This window comes from Ligilactobacillus murinus, from assembly GCF_003288115.1.
GTDB lineage: Bacteria > Bacillota > Bacilli > Lactobacillales > Lactobacillaceae > Ligilactobacillus > Ligilactobacillus murinus.
Genome location: NZ_CP023565.1, coordinates 992216 through 1007309 on the forward strand (window position 1 = coordinate 992216; position 15094 = coordinate 1007309).

The window sequence follows — 15094 nt, forward strand, 5'->3', positions numbered from 1 at the left end:
TTGCACCTTCCTTATTTATCGAGAAGAATACTTCTCAAAGAAATTTTTGACTGGGATAAATAATAGCGAAAATACCGCCAAGTTATACGCTAGTGACGGCCCTAAAGTCTGCACCACAAAATCAGCTGAACCAGTTGTCGTCAGACCGATCAATGAGTTGGCCCAATATGCTACAGCCGTAACAAGCGTAACATCTATCAGATATATTAATAGTACCACAATAAAGTTAGAATTGAAAAAACGATACACTTCTCGATTCAAATAAACGATCAAAGGAAAAATGATCATAAAGATCCCTAAGATCCCCGTGTAGTACATGTCAAAAAACACTCCAGCAATAAATGCCCACAACATCAAACGGTCAACTTCGCCATAGAAGATCGCCATTACTAGCCATAGCAAAGTCAAACGACTCTCGATCGAAAGTGAACTTGTAAAAAAATACTGGGCATATAAGCTACTAAGCGTCCCGTCCAAAACGATGCAAATGATCAACCCTAGCGGAAAATAATATTTTAGCTTGGAATTTGCCATTACTATGCCCCCTAGTCTGCACGTTTAGCCACAGTCACAACATTAAGATCTGTCATATCAGCAGCTGGCTCGATATAAACTTTTGTTGCTAAACCATCATCATCGTCTGTTGTTTTGACAACTTTTCCGATCAATAAGCCCTTAGGTGTATTACCACCCATCCCAGAAGTAATGACCTCTGTATTCTTCTTGATCTTTTTCTTAGATGTGATCTGTCCCATGATCAACTGATTTTTTTGTTTGTCATAGCCAGTGATCAATCCGTTGATCACTTCACCGTCACTTTCTAGTTGGACCGCAAAACGGTTGGCTGAATCATTTTGCGTCGTGAGCAATTCGACTTTACTATTAGTCTTATTGACCTCAACAACACGTCCGACTAAACCCTTACGTGATAAAACAGCAGCATTTTTAGTCACACCCGCAAATGATCCCTTCGAGATTATGACCTGATTTTGCCAAGAAGAAGGTGTCCGAGATAAAACATGGGCACTGATCTTTGAATAATCAGTCAAGCTTTCATCTAATTTCAACTGTTCTTTTAATTGTTTATTTTCCTTACGTAAGGTCTGATTTTCAACTTTATCGGCTGCCAAACTATCGATCTGTTGCTTTAGCTTTTGATTTTCCTCATACGTGTTGAGTAGATCAGAAACAGAGCCCCCTACATGTGCAACTCCAGCAACTGGAAAACTAATGACCCGGTCAACTAGACCGAAAGCTTCATTGCCAAACTGTTGCACAAATGTTGGCATCGATCGATTATTACGCACTGTGATCGAAAATGCGATCAGTAAAAAACTGATGATCAAAGCGACCAGTGTAATAACAAGTTTTTTATTGAAAAAAAACTTTTGCATAAAAAACCTCCTGAACTCGATAAGATCCACATTAAAAATTAAGAGGCTGGACGACTAAACCCCAACCTCCTAACTCTAGACTTTAACCGCCTATTTATCTTTTCTTCATTACATCAATGCTTTTAAGTGATTCGCCTGTCCCAACAGCCACACAGTCAAGTGGATCTTGCGCCACGAATACAGGTACTTTTGTTGCTTCAGAGATCACATCTGGTAAGTGGCGTAATAACGCACCCCCACCAGTCAAAACGATCCCATGGTCGATCACGTCAGCCGCGATCTCAGGAGATGTTTCTTCTAATGTTTCTTTGATAGCTGTGATGATCTCTTGCACTACTTCTTGGATCGCTTCAGCTACATCTTCTGGACGGATCTCGATCGTCTTAGGTAGACCCGTTACTAGATCACGTCCACGGATCGTTTGACTATCTAATTCCTTAGCAGCTTCAACAGAAGCAGATGCAACGTTGATCTTTAATTGTTCAGCTGTACGTTCACCGATCAACAAGTTGTAATTTTTACGTACATAGTAGATGATCGAATCATCGATCTTGTCACCAGCCATCCGGATCGAACGGCTGGATACGATCCCACCTAAGGAGATCGTGGCAACGTCAGTCGTCCCACCACCGATATCAACGACCATGCTACCGGTTGGATCCATAACTGGTAGACCAGCACCGATCGCAGCTGCAAATGGTTCTTCGATCACGTATGCATCTTTAGCTCCCGCAACTCGAGTAGCATCGATCACAGCACGCTTTTCAACTTCAGTTACACCACTAGGTACACAAACCATAACATATGGCTTAGCAGTCTTACTACCAACAGCTTTTTCAATATAGTATTTCATCATGGAAACAGTTGTATCATAATCCGCAATGACACCGTCTTTCATTGGACGGATCGCTACGATACTTGCTGGTGTGCGCCCGATCATATCACGCGCTTCTGAACCAACAGATACGACTTCGCCAGTTTTAGTATTTTTAGCTACGACAGAAGGTTCGCGTAACACGATCCCCTTATTTTCAGCATAAACGATCGTATTAGCAGTCCCTAAATCGATCCCGATATTTTTTGTTCCGATTCCGAACACGTTGTTTCATCCCTTCGCAAACTCTAAATGAGTACTTAATTCAAGATATTTTAATTGTAACATTGAATCGCTGTGTTTCCAACATATTTTCATGTTTTTACCTTGGCAATGACAATTAAAAAGAAAAACTTTTGATCCTTTTTTGAAAAAAATTTTATAAATTGTTGAAATTGATCATCTTCAATTTCAGTATTATATCATAAATCAAAGCTTAATTTTTATTTAATCTAGATAAATTTTCATTTCAACTAATTTTTTTAAATATCTTAACCTTTATAGGATCGTGACTAAAGCTGCTTGAAACCCCTTTTTACCCTCAACTTCAACGAATTCGACTCTTTGACCTTCTTCTAAGATCTTGTAACCTGATTTTTCGATCGCTGTATAGTGGACAAAAAGATCCTCTTTTGGCGCATTATCAGGGGTAATAAAACCGTAACCTTTATCCTTATTAAAGCGACGTACTGTTCCTTGTAACATAAAATCCACCTATCTAATTAATATTTTTTCTTCACGCATACTCAAATATGTATGCCCACCAACAATAATGTGATCCAATAAAGCGATCCCTAAAAGCTCGCCACACGCCTGTAAACGTCTAGTCAAGGCGATGTCATTTGGGGAAGGCGTCACCTGCCCACTAGGATGATTATGGACCACGATAAAACGGGCCGCACTGTACTTTAGTGCCAATTTCAAGATCTCTCTTGGATGGACTGTAGCTTCATTTAGCGTCCCCACAAAGATCTCTTCTTGGGCTAAGACCTGATTTTTAGTATCTAAATAAACGCCCCACAGCACTTCTTGTTTACGCATTGCCAACTTAGCACTCATATACTCACCGATCACCTTACTAGAACAGATCTGCCCCAATTCTAACGGTGGTTTTAAAGCATAGCGCTTAGCAAATTCACATAAAAGCAATAAATAATACTGAAGTTTAGCGTCAGCAGTCAACTTATTTAAATCAGTGACTCCAAAATACTGAAGCTGCGCTAGAGCATCAGTCTGTGCAAAGTAGCGCTCGACTACTTGATCCGCTAATTGCTTATCCAACAAAAATTCCAATAATTCACTTAAAACGCTCTTATCTGTTAAATTTTTTAAATTCATTTTCAAGCCCCCTTACTTTATAAAATTCGCAAACGGAGCTAAAAATCATTTATTTTTTGATGAGATCTCGCACAGCAACTAGATCAGGCAAGATCGCCACGGTATGCTCTTTTTCATATGCGGTCGGCAAGATGATATCTGGCACCATAACGACTGGGATCTTAGCATTATTAGCTGCTTTGACACCATTCAATGAATCTTCAATGATCAAAGTTTCATTTTTAGCTGGACAGCCAGCTTTTTCCCATGCTTTTTCAAAGATCTCTGGTGCTGGCTTAGCATGGGTCACATCGTCAGCCGAAACGATATCAGCAAAGCGCCCTGAAATATTAGTCTTTTCCAAATAGTATTCGATATCTTTTTTGAAATTGCTTGAAGCGATGACATAAGGGATATTTTGTTCATCCAAATAAGCAGTCAATTCTTTAAAGCCAGGTTTTAATTCTAATTTTCCGGCTTCTACGATCGGATAAACATTATCCATACTCATCCGATAAAAACGGTCGACTAACTCACGACTACCATAATCTTTAGCCATCTGGGCAAGCATCGGTTCTGTCCCTGCTCCGATAAATTGCTTATAATACTTTAAAGTGTAATTTGGCATTTGGAGTTTTTCAGCCGCTAGCTTATTAGCTTCAAAATATACTTTTTCAGAATCAAATACGACACCATCCATGTCAAAGATCACTAATTTTAAATCCATCTTATATCCTCACGATCTAAATAAAATAATTTCTTACTTCCGACACAAAATACAGCGAACCCGTAAATAATAGCATATCATCGCTTGAGATCTCTTGCATGACCTCAGCCAAAGCTTCTGGCCACGCTTCATAAAAACGGCCTTGCTCATGACTGACTGCACGTGGCGCATCAAAGCTGACCGTAAACAGCTCGACATTTGGTAACTGCTCTAATTGCGCTACCATAGTCTTAGCCTGCTTATCAGCCAAGACCGAAATGATAACATAGATCTGTTTATCGGCAAAATTATGTTTTAATGTTTGAACTAATTGCTGGATCGCATCAGCATTATGTGCTCCATCCAAAACGATCAACGGCTCATCATTTATCTTTTCAAAACGTCCAGCCCAGGTCGTCTGTTTTAAAGCAGTTTTGATCTCTTTTAGCGTTGGCAAAAAGCCCTCTCTTTTAGCCAAGACCAAAAATGCACTTACAGCCAAACTAGCATTGGCAACTTGATATTGCCCCAATAATGAGATCGCCAGCTTAGCCTTGATCCCAAAGCCTTGATATGTAAAGCTTTCACCCCAAACACTAGCGCTTTTTTCAGGTAAAAACGTATAATCTACTCCTGCCTGATACAAAGGAGCATTTCTTTTTACAGCCTGTGCCTTAATAACAGCCAAACATTCTGGCACTAATTTTCCAACGACGACCGGCCGAGCTTGTTTGATGATCCCTGCTTTTGCCGTGGCGATCTTAGCTAAAGTATCACCTAAGATCTGAGTATGATCTAGCGCAACTTCAGTGATCACCGCTAACTCAGGGATCAAAATATTAGTCGAATCATAAAGACCGCCGATCCCCACTTCAACGACCGCATAATCAGGTGCCATTTTAGCAAAATATAAAAACATCAGCATTGTGACAACTTCAAATTCCTTAGGCCCTTCACCAGCATATTCTTCATCAAGCCGTGAAATGACCGGTAATAATTCATTTAACAGTTCGACCAACATCTGGTCACTGATTGGTTCACCATCAAGCGCGATCCGTTCGTTAAAACGCGTGATATAAGGCGAAGTAAAGGTCCCGACCCTAAACCCTTGACTTTGCAAAAGTTCACTTAAAAAAGCAACAGTCGATCCTTTGCCATTAGTCCCCGTAACGTGGATGAACTTGGTCTTTTTTTGTGGATCGCCCAAATAATGAGCAAAACGACGCATCCGTTCTAAGTCAGGGGACTTTGTAAATTTGCGACGTCCATGAATAAATTCGATCGCCTCAGTGTAGCTTTTGATCTGCATCTTTTCGCCTCATTTACCTAAAAATATCTCATTTCAAGTATAACACAAATCACAAAAAAAACGCTCACCGTAAAAGGCAAGCGTTGTTTAAAAATTAATCAACTTGAGCTTTTAGAGCTTTGATCCGTTCGTTAGTTGCGTTTAATTTTTCACGGTAACCCGCTAATTTTTCTTTTTCTTTAGCAACAACTTCAGCTGGTGCATTAGAAACAAAGCGTTCATTGCCAAGTTTCTTCTCACCACGTGTCACTTCAGATACTAATTTCTTAGCTTCTTTTTCTAAACGCGCGATCTCTTCATTTAGATCGATCAGATCAGCTAATGGCAAGTAAACTTCAGCGCCTGTGATCACAGAAGTCATCGCTAAGGCTGGAGCTGTCACATCAGAACCGATCTCAAGATGTTTTGGATGGCAGAAGCGTTCGATATATTCTTGGTTGTTTTCAAAGACTGCTTTAGTCGTTTCAGAAGTCGTCTTGATCAAGATATCGATCGCTGAAGACATTGGTGCATTAACTTCGGCTCGGTTGTTACGCACTGCTTTGATCAATTCGATCAAGTTGTCCATTTGTTCTTTTGCAGCTTGATCATCAAATTCTGGGTGGTCAACTGGGTAAGCAGCTGTGACCAAAGATTCACCTTCATGTGGCATTTCTAGCCAAATTTGCTCAGTTACAAATGGCATGATCGGATGTAAGAGACGTAATGTTTGGTCTAAGACATAGCATAAAATGCTTTGCGTATTTTGCTTAGCCTTAGCATCATCACCCGTCAAGTTTTCCTTAGCCATTTCGATGTACCAATCACAGAAATCATTCCAGATAAAGTTGTAAAGTGCACGCCCTGCTTCACCGAATTCATAGTTATCAAAGAGGCGAGTCACTTCTTTGACAGTATCATTTAAGCGGCTCAAGATCCACTTGTCAGCTAGTTGCCATTCTGCTTTAGCTGGCAAAGTAGCTGTCGTATCTTCATCAAGGTTCATGATCACAAAGCGACTTGCGTTCCAGATCTTGTTGATAAAGTTCCAGGCTGCATCCATCTTCGTATAGGAGAAACGAACGTCTTGACCTGGGGCTGAACCATTGGATAAGAACCAACGTAAAGCATCAGCGCCATATTTATCGATCACATCCATTGGATCGATCCCATTACCAAGTGACTTACTCATCTTACGTCCTTGTTCATCCCGGATCAAACCGTGGATCAAAACATCCTTAAATGGACGACGACCCGTAAATTCGATACTTTGGAAGATCATCCGTGAGACCCAGAAGAAAATGATATCATAACCTGTGACTAACGTATTAGTTGGGAAGTAACGCTTGAAATCAGGTGCATCCATATCTGGCCAGCCCATCGTTGAAAATGGCCATAAAGCACTAGAGAACCAAGTATCTAAAACATCAGGATCTTGGTCCCAGTTTTCGATATCAGCTGGAGCTTTTTCACCAACATAAGTTTCCCCCGTATGCTTGTTATACCAAGCTGGGATCTGATGTCCCCACCATAATTGACGTGAAATGACCCAATCATGAACGTTTTCCATCCATTGGGTAAAGGTCTTTTCGAAACGTTCTGGCACAAAGTCGACCCGATCATCAGAATCTTGGTTAGCCAAAGCTGCTTGGGCTAATGGTTTCATCTTAACGAACCATTGGGTCGATAACCGAGCTTCAACTGGAACACCCGTCCGTTCTGAGTGACCCACACTGTGCGTGATCTTTTCGATATTTAACATGTAGCCTTGGTCTTCAAGGTCTTTAACGATCGCTTTACGGGCATCAAAACGATCCATTCCGTTGTATTTACCAGCCCGTTCGTTCATCGTTCCATCATCATTCATCGTGTTGATCCGTTCTAAGTCATGACGGTTACCGACTTCAAAGTCATTAGGGTCATGTGCTGGAGTGATCTTCACCATCCCTGTCCCAAATTCAGGATCAACATATTGATCGGCGATGATCGGGATATGGCGTCCTTGGAGTGGTAAGAGTACTTTTTTACCGACTAAGTCTTTGTAGCGTTCATCTTTTGGATTCACTGCCACAGCCACGTCACCCATCATCGTTTCTGGACGCGTCGTTGCGATCTCGATGTAGTCTTTACCATTGAATGTCGTTCCATCAACGAATGGATATTTTACATGGTAAAAGGCCCCTTCATCATCTTGGTGGATAACTTCGATATCGGATAAAGCCGTCCGCGCCTTTGGATCCCAGTTGATGATGTATTCACCACGGTAGATCAAGCCTTTTTCATATAATTTTACAAAGACACGGCGAACAGCGTGGGATAATCCTTCATCTAAAGTAAAACGTTCGCGGTCGTAATCCAAAGACAGACCTAATTTAGCCCATTGTGCATGAATGATATCAGCATATTCGTCTTTCCATTCCCAAACTTTGTCGATAAACTTTTCACGCCCTAGATCGTAACGGGAGATCCCTTCTTCAGCTAAACGCGCTTCAACTTTAGCTTGCGTTGCGATCCCAGCATGGTCCATCCCAGGAAGCCATAAGGTATCAAAACCTTGCATCCGCTTTTGTCTGATCAACATATCTTGTAACGTTGTATCCCAAGCATGGCCCAAGTGTAACTTACCGGTTACGTTTGGTGGTGGGATCACGATCGAATATGGTTTAGCTTTTTGATCGCCATTTGGCTTGAACAAACCAGCATCGACCCACTTTTGATAACGTCCTGGTTCAACTTGACTAGGATCGTATTTGGTTGACATTTCGATGTCACGTGCCATTATTATCTTCCTTTCTTATCTTGACCGGATCTAAACAAAAAGGCACCGCCATCCGCTTAGGACGACAGTGCCGTGGTACCACCTAAATTGGGTTTTTACCCCTCTTTGATCTGCGTTAACGAATAGATATCCGGTCTTACTTACTTAGTTTCAGTAGGACAGCTCACAAGCTACTATCTGATCGGCTGTTAAAGCGTCACACCCACCCGCTTCTCTCTGAAAACAGTTTGCGATCAAATCCTCTTGTTCAAAGCTTATAGATGTATTTTAGCCTTGAAATACGGACGCGTCAAGCGCTTTTTACAGTAACTCTGCGAAATCTGCTTGTTTTTCGTTCATAAATTCATCACCGATCTTGACATCTGTGATCGTGATATTTTCCATTGCACGAGCCAACAAACCTTCAACATCAAGGCGTTCTTCGTAATAACGTGCCTTATCGATCTTTGGTTTAGTCTTAGGCGCAGGTGGCGCAAAGATCGTACAGCAATCTTCAAATGGTTGAATAGAAAGATCGAAGGTGTCGATATCTTGAGCGATCTTGATGATCTCATTTTTATCCATCGAAACTACTGGACGTAAAACAGGCATCGTCGTTACATCATTGATCGCAGCCATACTTTCCAATGTTTGTGAAGCAACTTGCCCTAGAGCTTCCCCGTTAAAGATCGCTAAACCATTACGTTTTTTGGCGATCATTTCACTTAAACGCAACATAAAGCGCCGTTGGATCGTCATCAAGTAACCAGATGGGACTTTTTCTTTGATCGTTTCTTGGATCTCAGTAAACGGTACTGCGATAAATTGGATCCGACCGACATATGGGGTCAACTTAGCAGTCAATTCCTTAGCCTTATTCAAAGCTTGCTCACTGGTATATGGCGGGCTAAAGAAGTGGACCATTTCAATATCCACGCCACGTTTCATCGCTAAGTAACCGGCAACTGGCGAGTCGATCCCACCAGAAAGCATCAACATAGCTTTGCCTGCTGTCCCGACTGGAAGACCACCGGCACCATCGATCGTTTCAGAAGAAAGATAGATCCCATTAGCTCGAACCTCAACTCGTAAGATCATATCAGGCTCTTTCATCTTGACTTTGATCCCTGGGACCGTCTTTAAGATGTGGCCCCCCAACATATCATTTAATTCGTTGGTATCGTATTGGAAGTTATGATCAGAGCGACGCGTGTTGATCTTGAAAGTCATCCCCTCGTGGAAGCGTTCAGCCACCATTTGTGTAGCGACTTTCTTGACCTCTTCGACATCGCGAGCAACGCGGATCGAAGGTGAAAAGTTTTGGATCCCAAAAACTTGTTTCAAACGTTCCATGACTTTAGTCGAGTCTTCGCCATTTAATTGGATATGCATCCGATCACGATGAGCTTTGACCACTAATTCTGGAAAATCATGCATTGCTTGCCGGACATTGAAACCCAAGCGATCGATAAAGTTACGTCGGTTTTTACCCTTAGTTGAAAGTTCGCCGTAACGAACCATAATTTCTGTATATTGCATCTTGCTTCCTTTCTGTTTTTACGAATTGATCTTTAAAAATTTTTGATAGATATCATCGAAGATCTGATTGAATTTATCTGCTTGCGCCATTGTATTATTTTCATCTAAGCTGACGCGTACAGCCGATGTGGCGATCTTATCATCGACTTGCATGGCGTGTAAGGTCGATGAAACTTGACCTTTTTTAGATGAGCACGCACTAGTCGTTGAGATAAAGACGCCTTGATCTTCAAACGCATGGACGATTGTTTCACCGCGCACGCCTGCGATCGCAAAACATAAGATATGTGGCGCAAACTTATCATCTAACTGTGAAAAAAGCGTCACTTTATCAAACGCTTGTAAATGCTCAAAGATCTTTTGTCGGATCGCTTGTTCATGCGCAACATTTTTTGTTTCATTTTCCAGCAACAAGCGTAAGGCTTTAGCCATTGCAGCGATCGCCGGAAGATTCTCTGTACTACTGCGTAAATTCTTCTCTTGGCCACCACCAGATAAAAGTGGTGCTAATTTTCGCCCAGCTTTCTTGTACAAAAAGCCCACACCACGAGGAGCATGGAATTTATGACCAGAAAAAGTTACTAGATCGACTCTTTCATCCATGATCAGATCAGTTAGCCCTTTACCTACCGCCTGAACTGCGTCGACATGAAAATGAACTTTAGGATGATCAGTTAAAACGCGTGCGATCTCTTTTAGCGGTTGGATCGTTCCGACCTCGTTATTGACTGCCATAACTGAGACTAAGATAGTATCTTTGCGTAAAGCTTGCTTTAGATCTAAAACAGATACTCGCCCATTTTCATCAACTGGTAGATAGGTGACTTCAAAGCCCAACTTTTCGAGCTGTTTCATCGAATTGAGCACTGCTGGATGTTCAACTTGTGTCGTGATCAAGTGTTTACCATAGATCCCTTTTTCAAGTGCTGTGCCTTTGATCGCCCAATTGTCGCCTTCCGTACCCCCACTAGTAAAAAAGATCTCTTCTTTTTGACACCCAAGGAGTTCTGCGATCTGTGCTCTAGATTGTTCAAGTAGATTATAGGCATTTTCACCCATTTTGTGTAACGATGAAGGATTGCCCCAGATAGCTTCACTGACTTTCGTATAGGTCGTTAAAACTTCTGGGTGAACTTTTGTCGTTGCACTGTTATCAAAATATATCATGCTGACCCCTCTTTAATAATTTAACTTACTTATTGTAATTTATAATCACCAAAAGTACAAATTAATTTGCCATTACAAATTATAAGGACTAAAGCTTAGTTGTGCAACTTAGCTTTAGTCCTCAGTAGATATTTAGATAACTTCGCGCCGGTTATTTCCCGCCTTATAGTCGTTTTCGATCCGTTTATAACAGCCTGGCTCAACGGTCTCGAGTGCCTCAGAGATCACATCTAAGGCCCCCATATAGTCATAATTCTTATTGAAAAGCTCGACTGCATGGGCATATGCAGAGGCGACCTCCGGATAGCGTGTGCGATAGCGGTTGGAATATTGCAACATTGCTTCGGTCAAAGTCGAACTATCGATGATCTCTTGGGTCTTTTGCGCCAAAACGTCAAGATCTGATTGCGTATTGATCAGATCACGGGCGATCTGTTCCATATCGATCTGGATCTTATTTAAGTCTTGATCCAAACTTTCGATCTCACGTCCGACCTTGAAGAAATATTCAATGTAATCATTGGGAAGACCTGGTAAATTCAAGATCTCGATCTCACGTTTCAAACGGTGGATATCATTATCAAAGCCTTGAATTGCCGCTTGCGCTTCTTTTTCTTCTTCAAAGAGATCAGCCACGCTTTCACCGAGCTCTTTTTGTTTGAGCTCGATCTTCTTTAATGCTTCCAGATCAGCTGTTTGCTGATTTAAAACTTCAGAATAGATGATCACATCTTTTGGTTTAGCTTGCATATAAGCGGTAAAGCGTTTGGCGATCTTCTTTAATTGTTCATTTAACGCATGCGCTTCTTCCATTTCATTATGGTTGAGCGTGTAATTTTGACTCAAACGATCTAATTCGATCAATAACTCTTTTTCTTGATGCTTGGCATGTTCGATAAAATCCGCTAAATGCTTTTCTTGCCGCGTCACCTTAAGTCTAGCGTTGTACTCATTTTCCATGATGTCATAAGCTTCATCGATCATATCAGCGATCTGTTGATCAAGGGCTTCAGCTTTAGGTACATCGGCTTGCTTTAAATTAGCTTCATTTTCTTTACACTTTTGCTCGATAGCTTCTAAGTGCTTAGCCAGATCCTTTTTAAAGCCATATTTTTCAGTTTGCAATTTTGAATAGCCAGCTTTTAATTCCTGCAACTGTTCTGGGAAAATATTCTTTAAATTACGATAGATCGGTGGCAATTTTTTTAGCGCGATCTTCAACAAACGCGTTTGTTGCTTGAGCTTTTCTAAAAGTTCACTTGATTTAGCATAGTCCCCTTCTTCAGTCACCTTAGAATACTCGTCAAAATCTTTTTCTAACGTTGCTAATTCTTTTTCTAGCTCATCGATACTTGGCCCGTAAGAGAAATTCTTTGCCAATAAAGTCTTTCTGATCTTTTGATACTCTTCTTTGAGTTCGCCGATCGCTTTTTTGTGGATCTCAGCAGTCTGCTCGATCTCAGCTAATTCAAGCTTTAATTGCTCATATTGTTGCTTGGCTTTAGCTGATCGAGCTTCATTTTGCTTAAGCTCACCATTGATCTTCCAAAAGCGATAATGCTCTAATTCAGCTTGCAACTTATTCAAATGCTCTGAGATCTCAGGTAATTGTTGGTTCACCAAAGCATAATAGGAGTGTTCTACTGCTTCAAATCCACTTAAACTATCTCCTGATAATGTCATTTTTTTAACTTCCGCGAGTTCTTCCTCAAGTGGTGAATCGAGGATCTCTTCTATGCTACTTTTAGCTTTTGTGATCCGTTCTTCAAATGAACGCTGAAAGAAAAGTACGCTTGCATAGATTGCGACCGCAACTAATACAATTGTAACTAAAACTACTACCATCTGATGTCCCACCCTTTAAATTGCTAGCTTAATCTTTATCACTTGCCAGAATCGGCAATTACGTATAAAATCTAAAGCTAATTATATCATAGTTACTGATATTGATACACTATTAAACGCTACGATCGATATGGAGGAAATAAAATGTCTATTTTAAGTGCACAAATCGATGCCCTATTGGAAAATGAAACTAACCAGACCGCTAATCTCGCTAATGCTTCTGCTTTATTGAACGATACACTAAAAGACATCAACTGGGTCGGTTTTTATCTCTATAATGAAACGACCGATCAGCTTGATCTTGGACCTTTCCAAGGTAAAGTTGCTTGTATGCATATCAAAAACGGAGCTGGCGTTTGTGGTACCGCTTTTCAAACAGGTAACGTCTTACGCGTCGCCAATGTCCATGAATTTGTAGGACATATTGCTTGTGATTCAGCTTCAAATTCTGAGATCGTCTTGCCCCTGATCAAAGATGGTAAAAAAATCGGTGTTTTAGATATTGATTCGCCTAAATTAGATCGCTTTAGCATTGAAGATGAAGTTTTACTAAGTGAATTTGTCGAAACGCTATGTAAACATCTTTAAAATGGAGGAAATTATGGAAAAACATCTAACTGGTTTTACCAATATCCAAAAACTCGATCCTGAGATCTTTGTTGATCTAAAATATGCTACGACCGATAATTTTACTGGACAAATCATCTATGATTTCACTACGGCGATCGCTCGCACTGGAACAGCCCATAAGCTGGCTAAAGCTAGTGAACTTGTCAAAGCAAAAGGGTACCGCCTTAAAATTTGGGATGCCTACCGTCCAGTCTCAGCCCAAAGGCGTCTCTTTGAAGTCTACCCTGACCCAAATTTCGTGGCAAAACCTGATCCAAATTTCAGTCATCAAAAAGGTGTGACCTTTGATTTGACTTTAACCGATCGTAAAGGCAATGATATGCCGATGCAAACAGCATTTGATGACTTTTCTTGCTCAGCTTTTCGTAACGCTAAACGGACCGCTGAGCAAGAAAAATACTACACCATCTTAAACGATGCAATGACTCAAGCTGGATTTGTGGGTTACGAAAATGAATGGTGGGATTATCGTGATAGTCAAATGGACGAATACGGTCCCTTGACTGCCGATCCAAATGACTATTAAATGGCGGGATAAATAACGAAGAAGACTGTGACATAAGCAGTTTTTCGTATTGTATATTAATAAGAACCAGTATTTTCAAGATAAAGAAAGACATCTTTCAAATTCCAACGTTTAGAATTTGGAGATGTCTTTTTACTGATGTCACAGCTTCTTGTTTGTATATAGCTATAAATAAAAAAATAGCAAAAATCAGCTACGGTTCTACAATTCCCCTCAAAAAAGAGGAGAGCTCCGTGCGTAGTAGTTATAACATAAATCAACTTAGCTTACTTTGAAAAAATCATCAAGCACACTACATACGCTACTTAGTTGATCCTATGGCTGTAATAGTTTAGCAAAAGCTTCTTGAGTCATGTCTGGAACTACCCGTTGTCTATGCAATTCATATTTCCCCTGTTCTGCATTAGCTGGCCCTGGTTGAGTCGTCAAAGCTAGCTTATATCCACTTTCCTTAGCTACTTTTGGTGAAACTTCATTATAGCGACCTACAGGATAGACCAACAAGTCTGGCTTTTGATGTAGATTTTGCTTCAACCAAGTCCGTGAGGCTTGCATCTCTTCTCTTTGTCCTGCTTCATCGAGTCGATCCAATTCTTGGTGATTTTGAGTATGGCTAACAAAACTGACCCACTTACTTTTCTTCATTTCTTTGATTTGTTTTAAAGTTAGCATCCCTTGGGTGTCGATTTTGCTTGTGATCAAACCGATCGTTGCGTGAATATGATATTTCTTCAAAAGCGGATAGGCAGCGGTATAATTATTCTCATATCCGTCATCAAAAGTCACCATCACAAGTTTCTTGTGCTTTTTTGGTACTTTATTTTGCACCAAGATCTTATACGCTTCAGCTGGTGTGACTGTATAATAGCCCTGCTCATGTAAATATTTCAACTGTTGTTCTAGCTGCTCAGGTGGTACACACAAACCATTTCCCGGCTTATTTTCCACACTATGATACATCAAGATCGGCAAATTGACCGGTGCATTGATCTTCTCCCATTTAGTGGTATATTTTGGGCTAGCAAATACGCTTTGTGTCAATAATACTCC

Annotated in this window: 14 protein-coding genes and 1 other annotated feature; of the genes, 2 read left to right on the plus strand and 12 right to left on the minus strand. The window is 40.8% G+C overall.

Translation table 11 applies throughout. The features are described 5' to 3' along the window. Positions 1 to 15: 15 nt before the first annotated feature. From mreD to ezrA, 11 genes are all read right to left on the minus strand, one after another. Complete coding sequence (gene mreD / locus CPS94_RS04940; protein ID WP_112286390.1) at positions 16 to 534, minus strand: rod shape-determining protein MreD; 519 nt, start codon at positions 532 to 534, stop codon at positions 16 to 18. An 11-nt stretch (positions 535 to 545) separates the two neighbouring features. Further along, the gene (gene mreC / locus CPS94_RS04945) at positions 546 to 1394 is read right to left on the minus strand and encodes a rod shape-determining protein MreC (protein WP_004049004.1); all 849 of its coding nucleotides are present in this window, start codon (positions 1392 to 1394) and stop codon (positions 546 to 548) included. A gap of 94 nt (positions 1395 to 1488) precedes the next feature. Further along, on the minus strand, positions 1489 to 2493 hold the full coding sequence (locus CPS94_RS04950; RefSeq protein ID WP_004049006.1) for a rod shape-determining protein: 1005 nt from the start codon (positions 2491 to 2493) through the stop codon (positions 1489 to 1491). Between the two features lie 273 nt (positions 2494 to 2766). Continuing rightward, positions 2767 to 2973, minus strand: a complete 207-nt coding sequence (locus CPS94_RS04955) for a cold-shock protein (RefSeq protein ID WP_004049007.1) — start codon at positions 2971 to 2973, stop codon at positions 2767 to 2769. A 9-nt stretch (positions 2974 to 2982) separates the two neighbouring features. Continuing rightward, positions 2983 to 3606 (minus strand): RadC family protein, encoded by a 624-nt coding sequence (radC, locus tag CPS94_RS04960; RefSeq protein ID WP_004049009.1) that lies wholly within the window; start codon positions 3604 to 3606, stop codon positions 2983 to 2985. A 49-nt stretch (positions 3607 to 3655) separates the two neighbouring features. Continuing rightward, the gene (locus CPS94_RS04965; RefSeq protein WP_004049012.1) at positions 3656 to 4312 is read right to left on the minus strand and encodes an HAD family hydrolase; all 657 of its coding nucleotides are present in this window, start codon (positions 4310 to 4312) and stop codon (positions 3656 to 3658) included. Positions 4313 to 4328: 16 nt separating this feature from the next. Beyond that, positions 4329 to 5600, minus strand: a complete 1272-nt coding sequence (locus CPS94_RS04970; protein WP_004049015.1) for a bifunctional folylpolyglutamate synthase/dihydrofolate synthase — start codon at positions 5598 to 5600, stop codon at positions 4329 to 4331. Between the two features lie 94 nt (positions 5601 to 5694). Further along, the gene (locus tag CPS94_RS04975) at positions 5695 to 8358 is read right to left on the minus strand and encodes a valine--tRNA ligase (RefSeq protein WP_004049017.1); all 2664 of its coding nucleotides are present in this window, start codon (positions 8356 to 8358) and stop codon (positions 5695 to 5697) included. A gap of 54 nt (positions 8359 to 8412) precedes the next feature. Then, positions 8413 to 8618, minus strand: a binding site (T-box leader). Positions 8619 to 8658: 40 nt separating this feature from the next. Continuing rightward, positions 8659 to 9876, minus strand: a complete 1218-nt coding sequence (thiI, locus tag CPS94_RS04980; protein ID WP_004049019.1) for a tRNA uracil 4-sulfurtransferase ThiI — start codon at positions 9874 to 9876, stop codon at positions 8659 to 8661. A gap of 18 nt (positions 9877 to 9894) precedes the next feature. Further along, positions 9895 to 11043, minus strand: a complete 1149-nt coding sequence (locus CPS94_RS04985; protein ID WP_112194704.1) for a cysteine desulfurase family protein — start codon at positions 11041 to 11043, stop codon at positions 9895 to 9897. A 132-nt stretch (positions 11044 to 11175) separates the two neighbouring features. Then, positions 11176 to 12888, minus strand: coding sequence for a septation ring formation regulator EzrA (ezrA, locus tag CPS94_RS04990; RefSeq protein ID WP_112194702.1), 1713 nt, complete (start codon positions 12886 to 12888; stop codon positions 11176 to 11178). A 144-nt stretch (positions 12889 to 13032) separates the two neighbouring features. On the opposite strand from ezrA, the gene CPS94_RS04995 reads away from it, so the two are divergent. Continuing rightward, the gene (locus CPS94_RS04995) at positions 13033 to 13476 is read left to right on the plus strand and encodes a GAF domain-containing protein (protein ID WP_004049025.1); all 444 of its coding nucleotides are present in this window, start codon (positions 13033 to 13035) and stop codon (positions 13474 to 13476) included. Positions 13477 to 13489: 13 nt separating this feature from the next. After that, complete coding sequence (locus CPS94_RS05000) at positions 13490 to 14044, plus strand: M15 family metallopeptidase (RefSeq protein ID WP_112194700.1); 555 nt, start codon at positions 13490 to 13492, stop codon at positions 14042 to 14044. A 315-nt stretch (positions 14045 to 14359) separates the two neighbouring features. Here CPS94_RS05000 and CPS94_RS05005 read toward each other — a convergent pair whose 3' ends face one another. Next, positions 14360 to 15085 (minus strand): polysaccharide deacetylase family protein, encoded by a 726-nt coding sequence (locus CPS94_RS05005; RefSeq protein ID WP_238145388.1) that lies wholly within the window; start codon positions 15083 to 15085, stop codon positions 14360 to 14362. Positions 15086 to 15094: the final 9 nt, after the last annotated feature.

Excerpts from the sequence above, each read along its gene's own strand:
- mreC (WP_004049004.1), bottom strand. The coding sequence starts at position 1,394 with ATGCAAAAGTTTTTTTTCAATAAAAAACTTGTTATTACACTGGTCGCT.
- CPS94_RS04955 (WP_004049007.1), bottom strand. The coding sequence starts at position 2,973 with ATGTTACAAGGAACAGTACGTCGCTTTAATAAGGATAAAGGTTACGGT.
- thiI (WP_004049019.1), bottom strand. The coding sequence starts at position 9,876 with ATGCAATATACAGAAATTATGGTTCGTTACGGCGAACTTTCAACTAAG.
- mreD (WP_112286390.1), bottom strand. The coding sequence starts at position 534 with ATGGCAAATTCCAAGCTAAAATATTATTTTCCGCTAGGGTTGATCATT.
- CPS94_RS04995 (WP_004049025.1), top strand. The coding sequence starts at position 13,033 with ATGTCTATTTTAAGTGCACAAATCGATGCCCTATTGGAAAATGAAACT.
- CPS94_RS04965 (WP_004049012.1), bottom strand. The coding sequence starts at position 4,312 with ATGGATTTAAAATTAGTGATCTTTGACATGGATGGTGTCGTATTTGAT.
- CPS94_RS04985 (WP_112194704.1), bottom strand. The coding sequence starts at position 11,043 with ATGATATATTTTGATAACAGTGCAACGACAAAAGTTCACCCAGAAGTT.
- CPS94_RS04975 (WP_004049017.1), bottom strand. The coding sequence starts at position 8,358 with ATGGCACGTGACATCGAAATGTCAACCAAATACGATCCTAGTCAAGTT.
- radC (WP_004049009.1), bottom strand. The coding sequence starts at position 3,606 with ATGAATTTAAAAAATTTAACAGATAAGAGCGTTTTAAGTGAATTATTG.
- CPS94_RS04970 (WP_004049015.1), bottom strand. The coding sequence starts at position 5,600 with ATGCAGATCAAAAGCTACACTGAGGCGATCGAATTTATTCATGGACGT.
- CPS94_RS05000 (WP_112194700.1), top strand. The coding sequence starts at position 13,490 with ATGGAAAAACATCTAACTGGTTTTACCAATATCCAAAAACTCGATCCT.
- ezrA (WP_112194702.1), bottom strand. The coding sequence starts at position 12,888 with ATGGTAGTAGTTTTAGTTACAATTGTATTAGTTGCGGTCGCAATCTAT.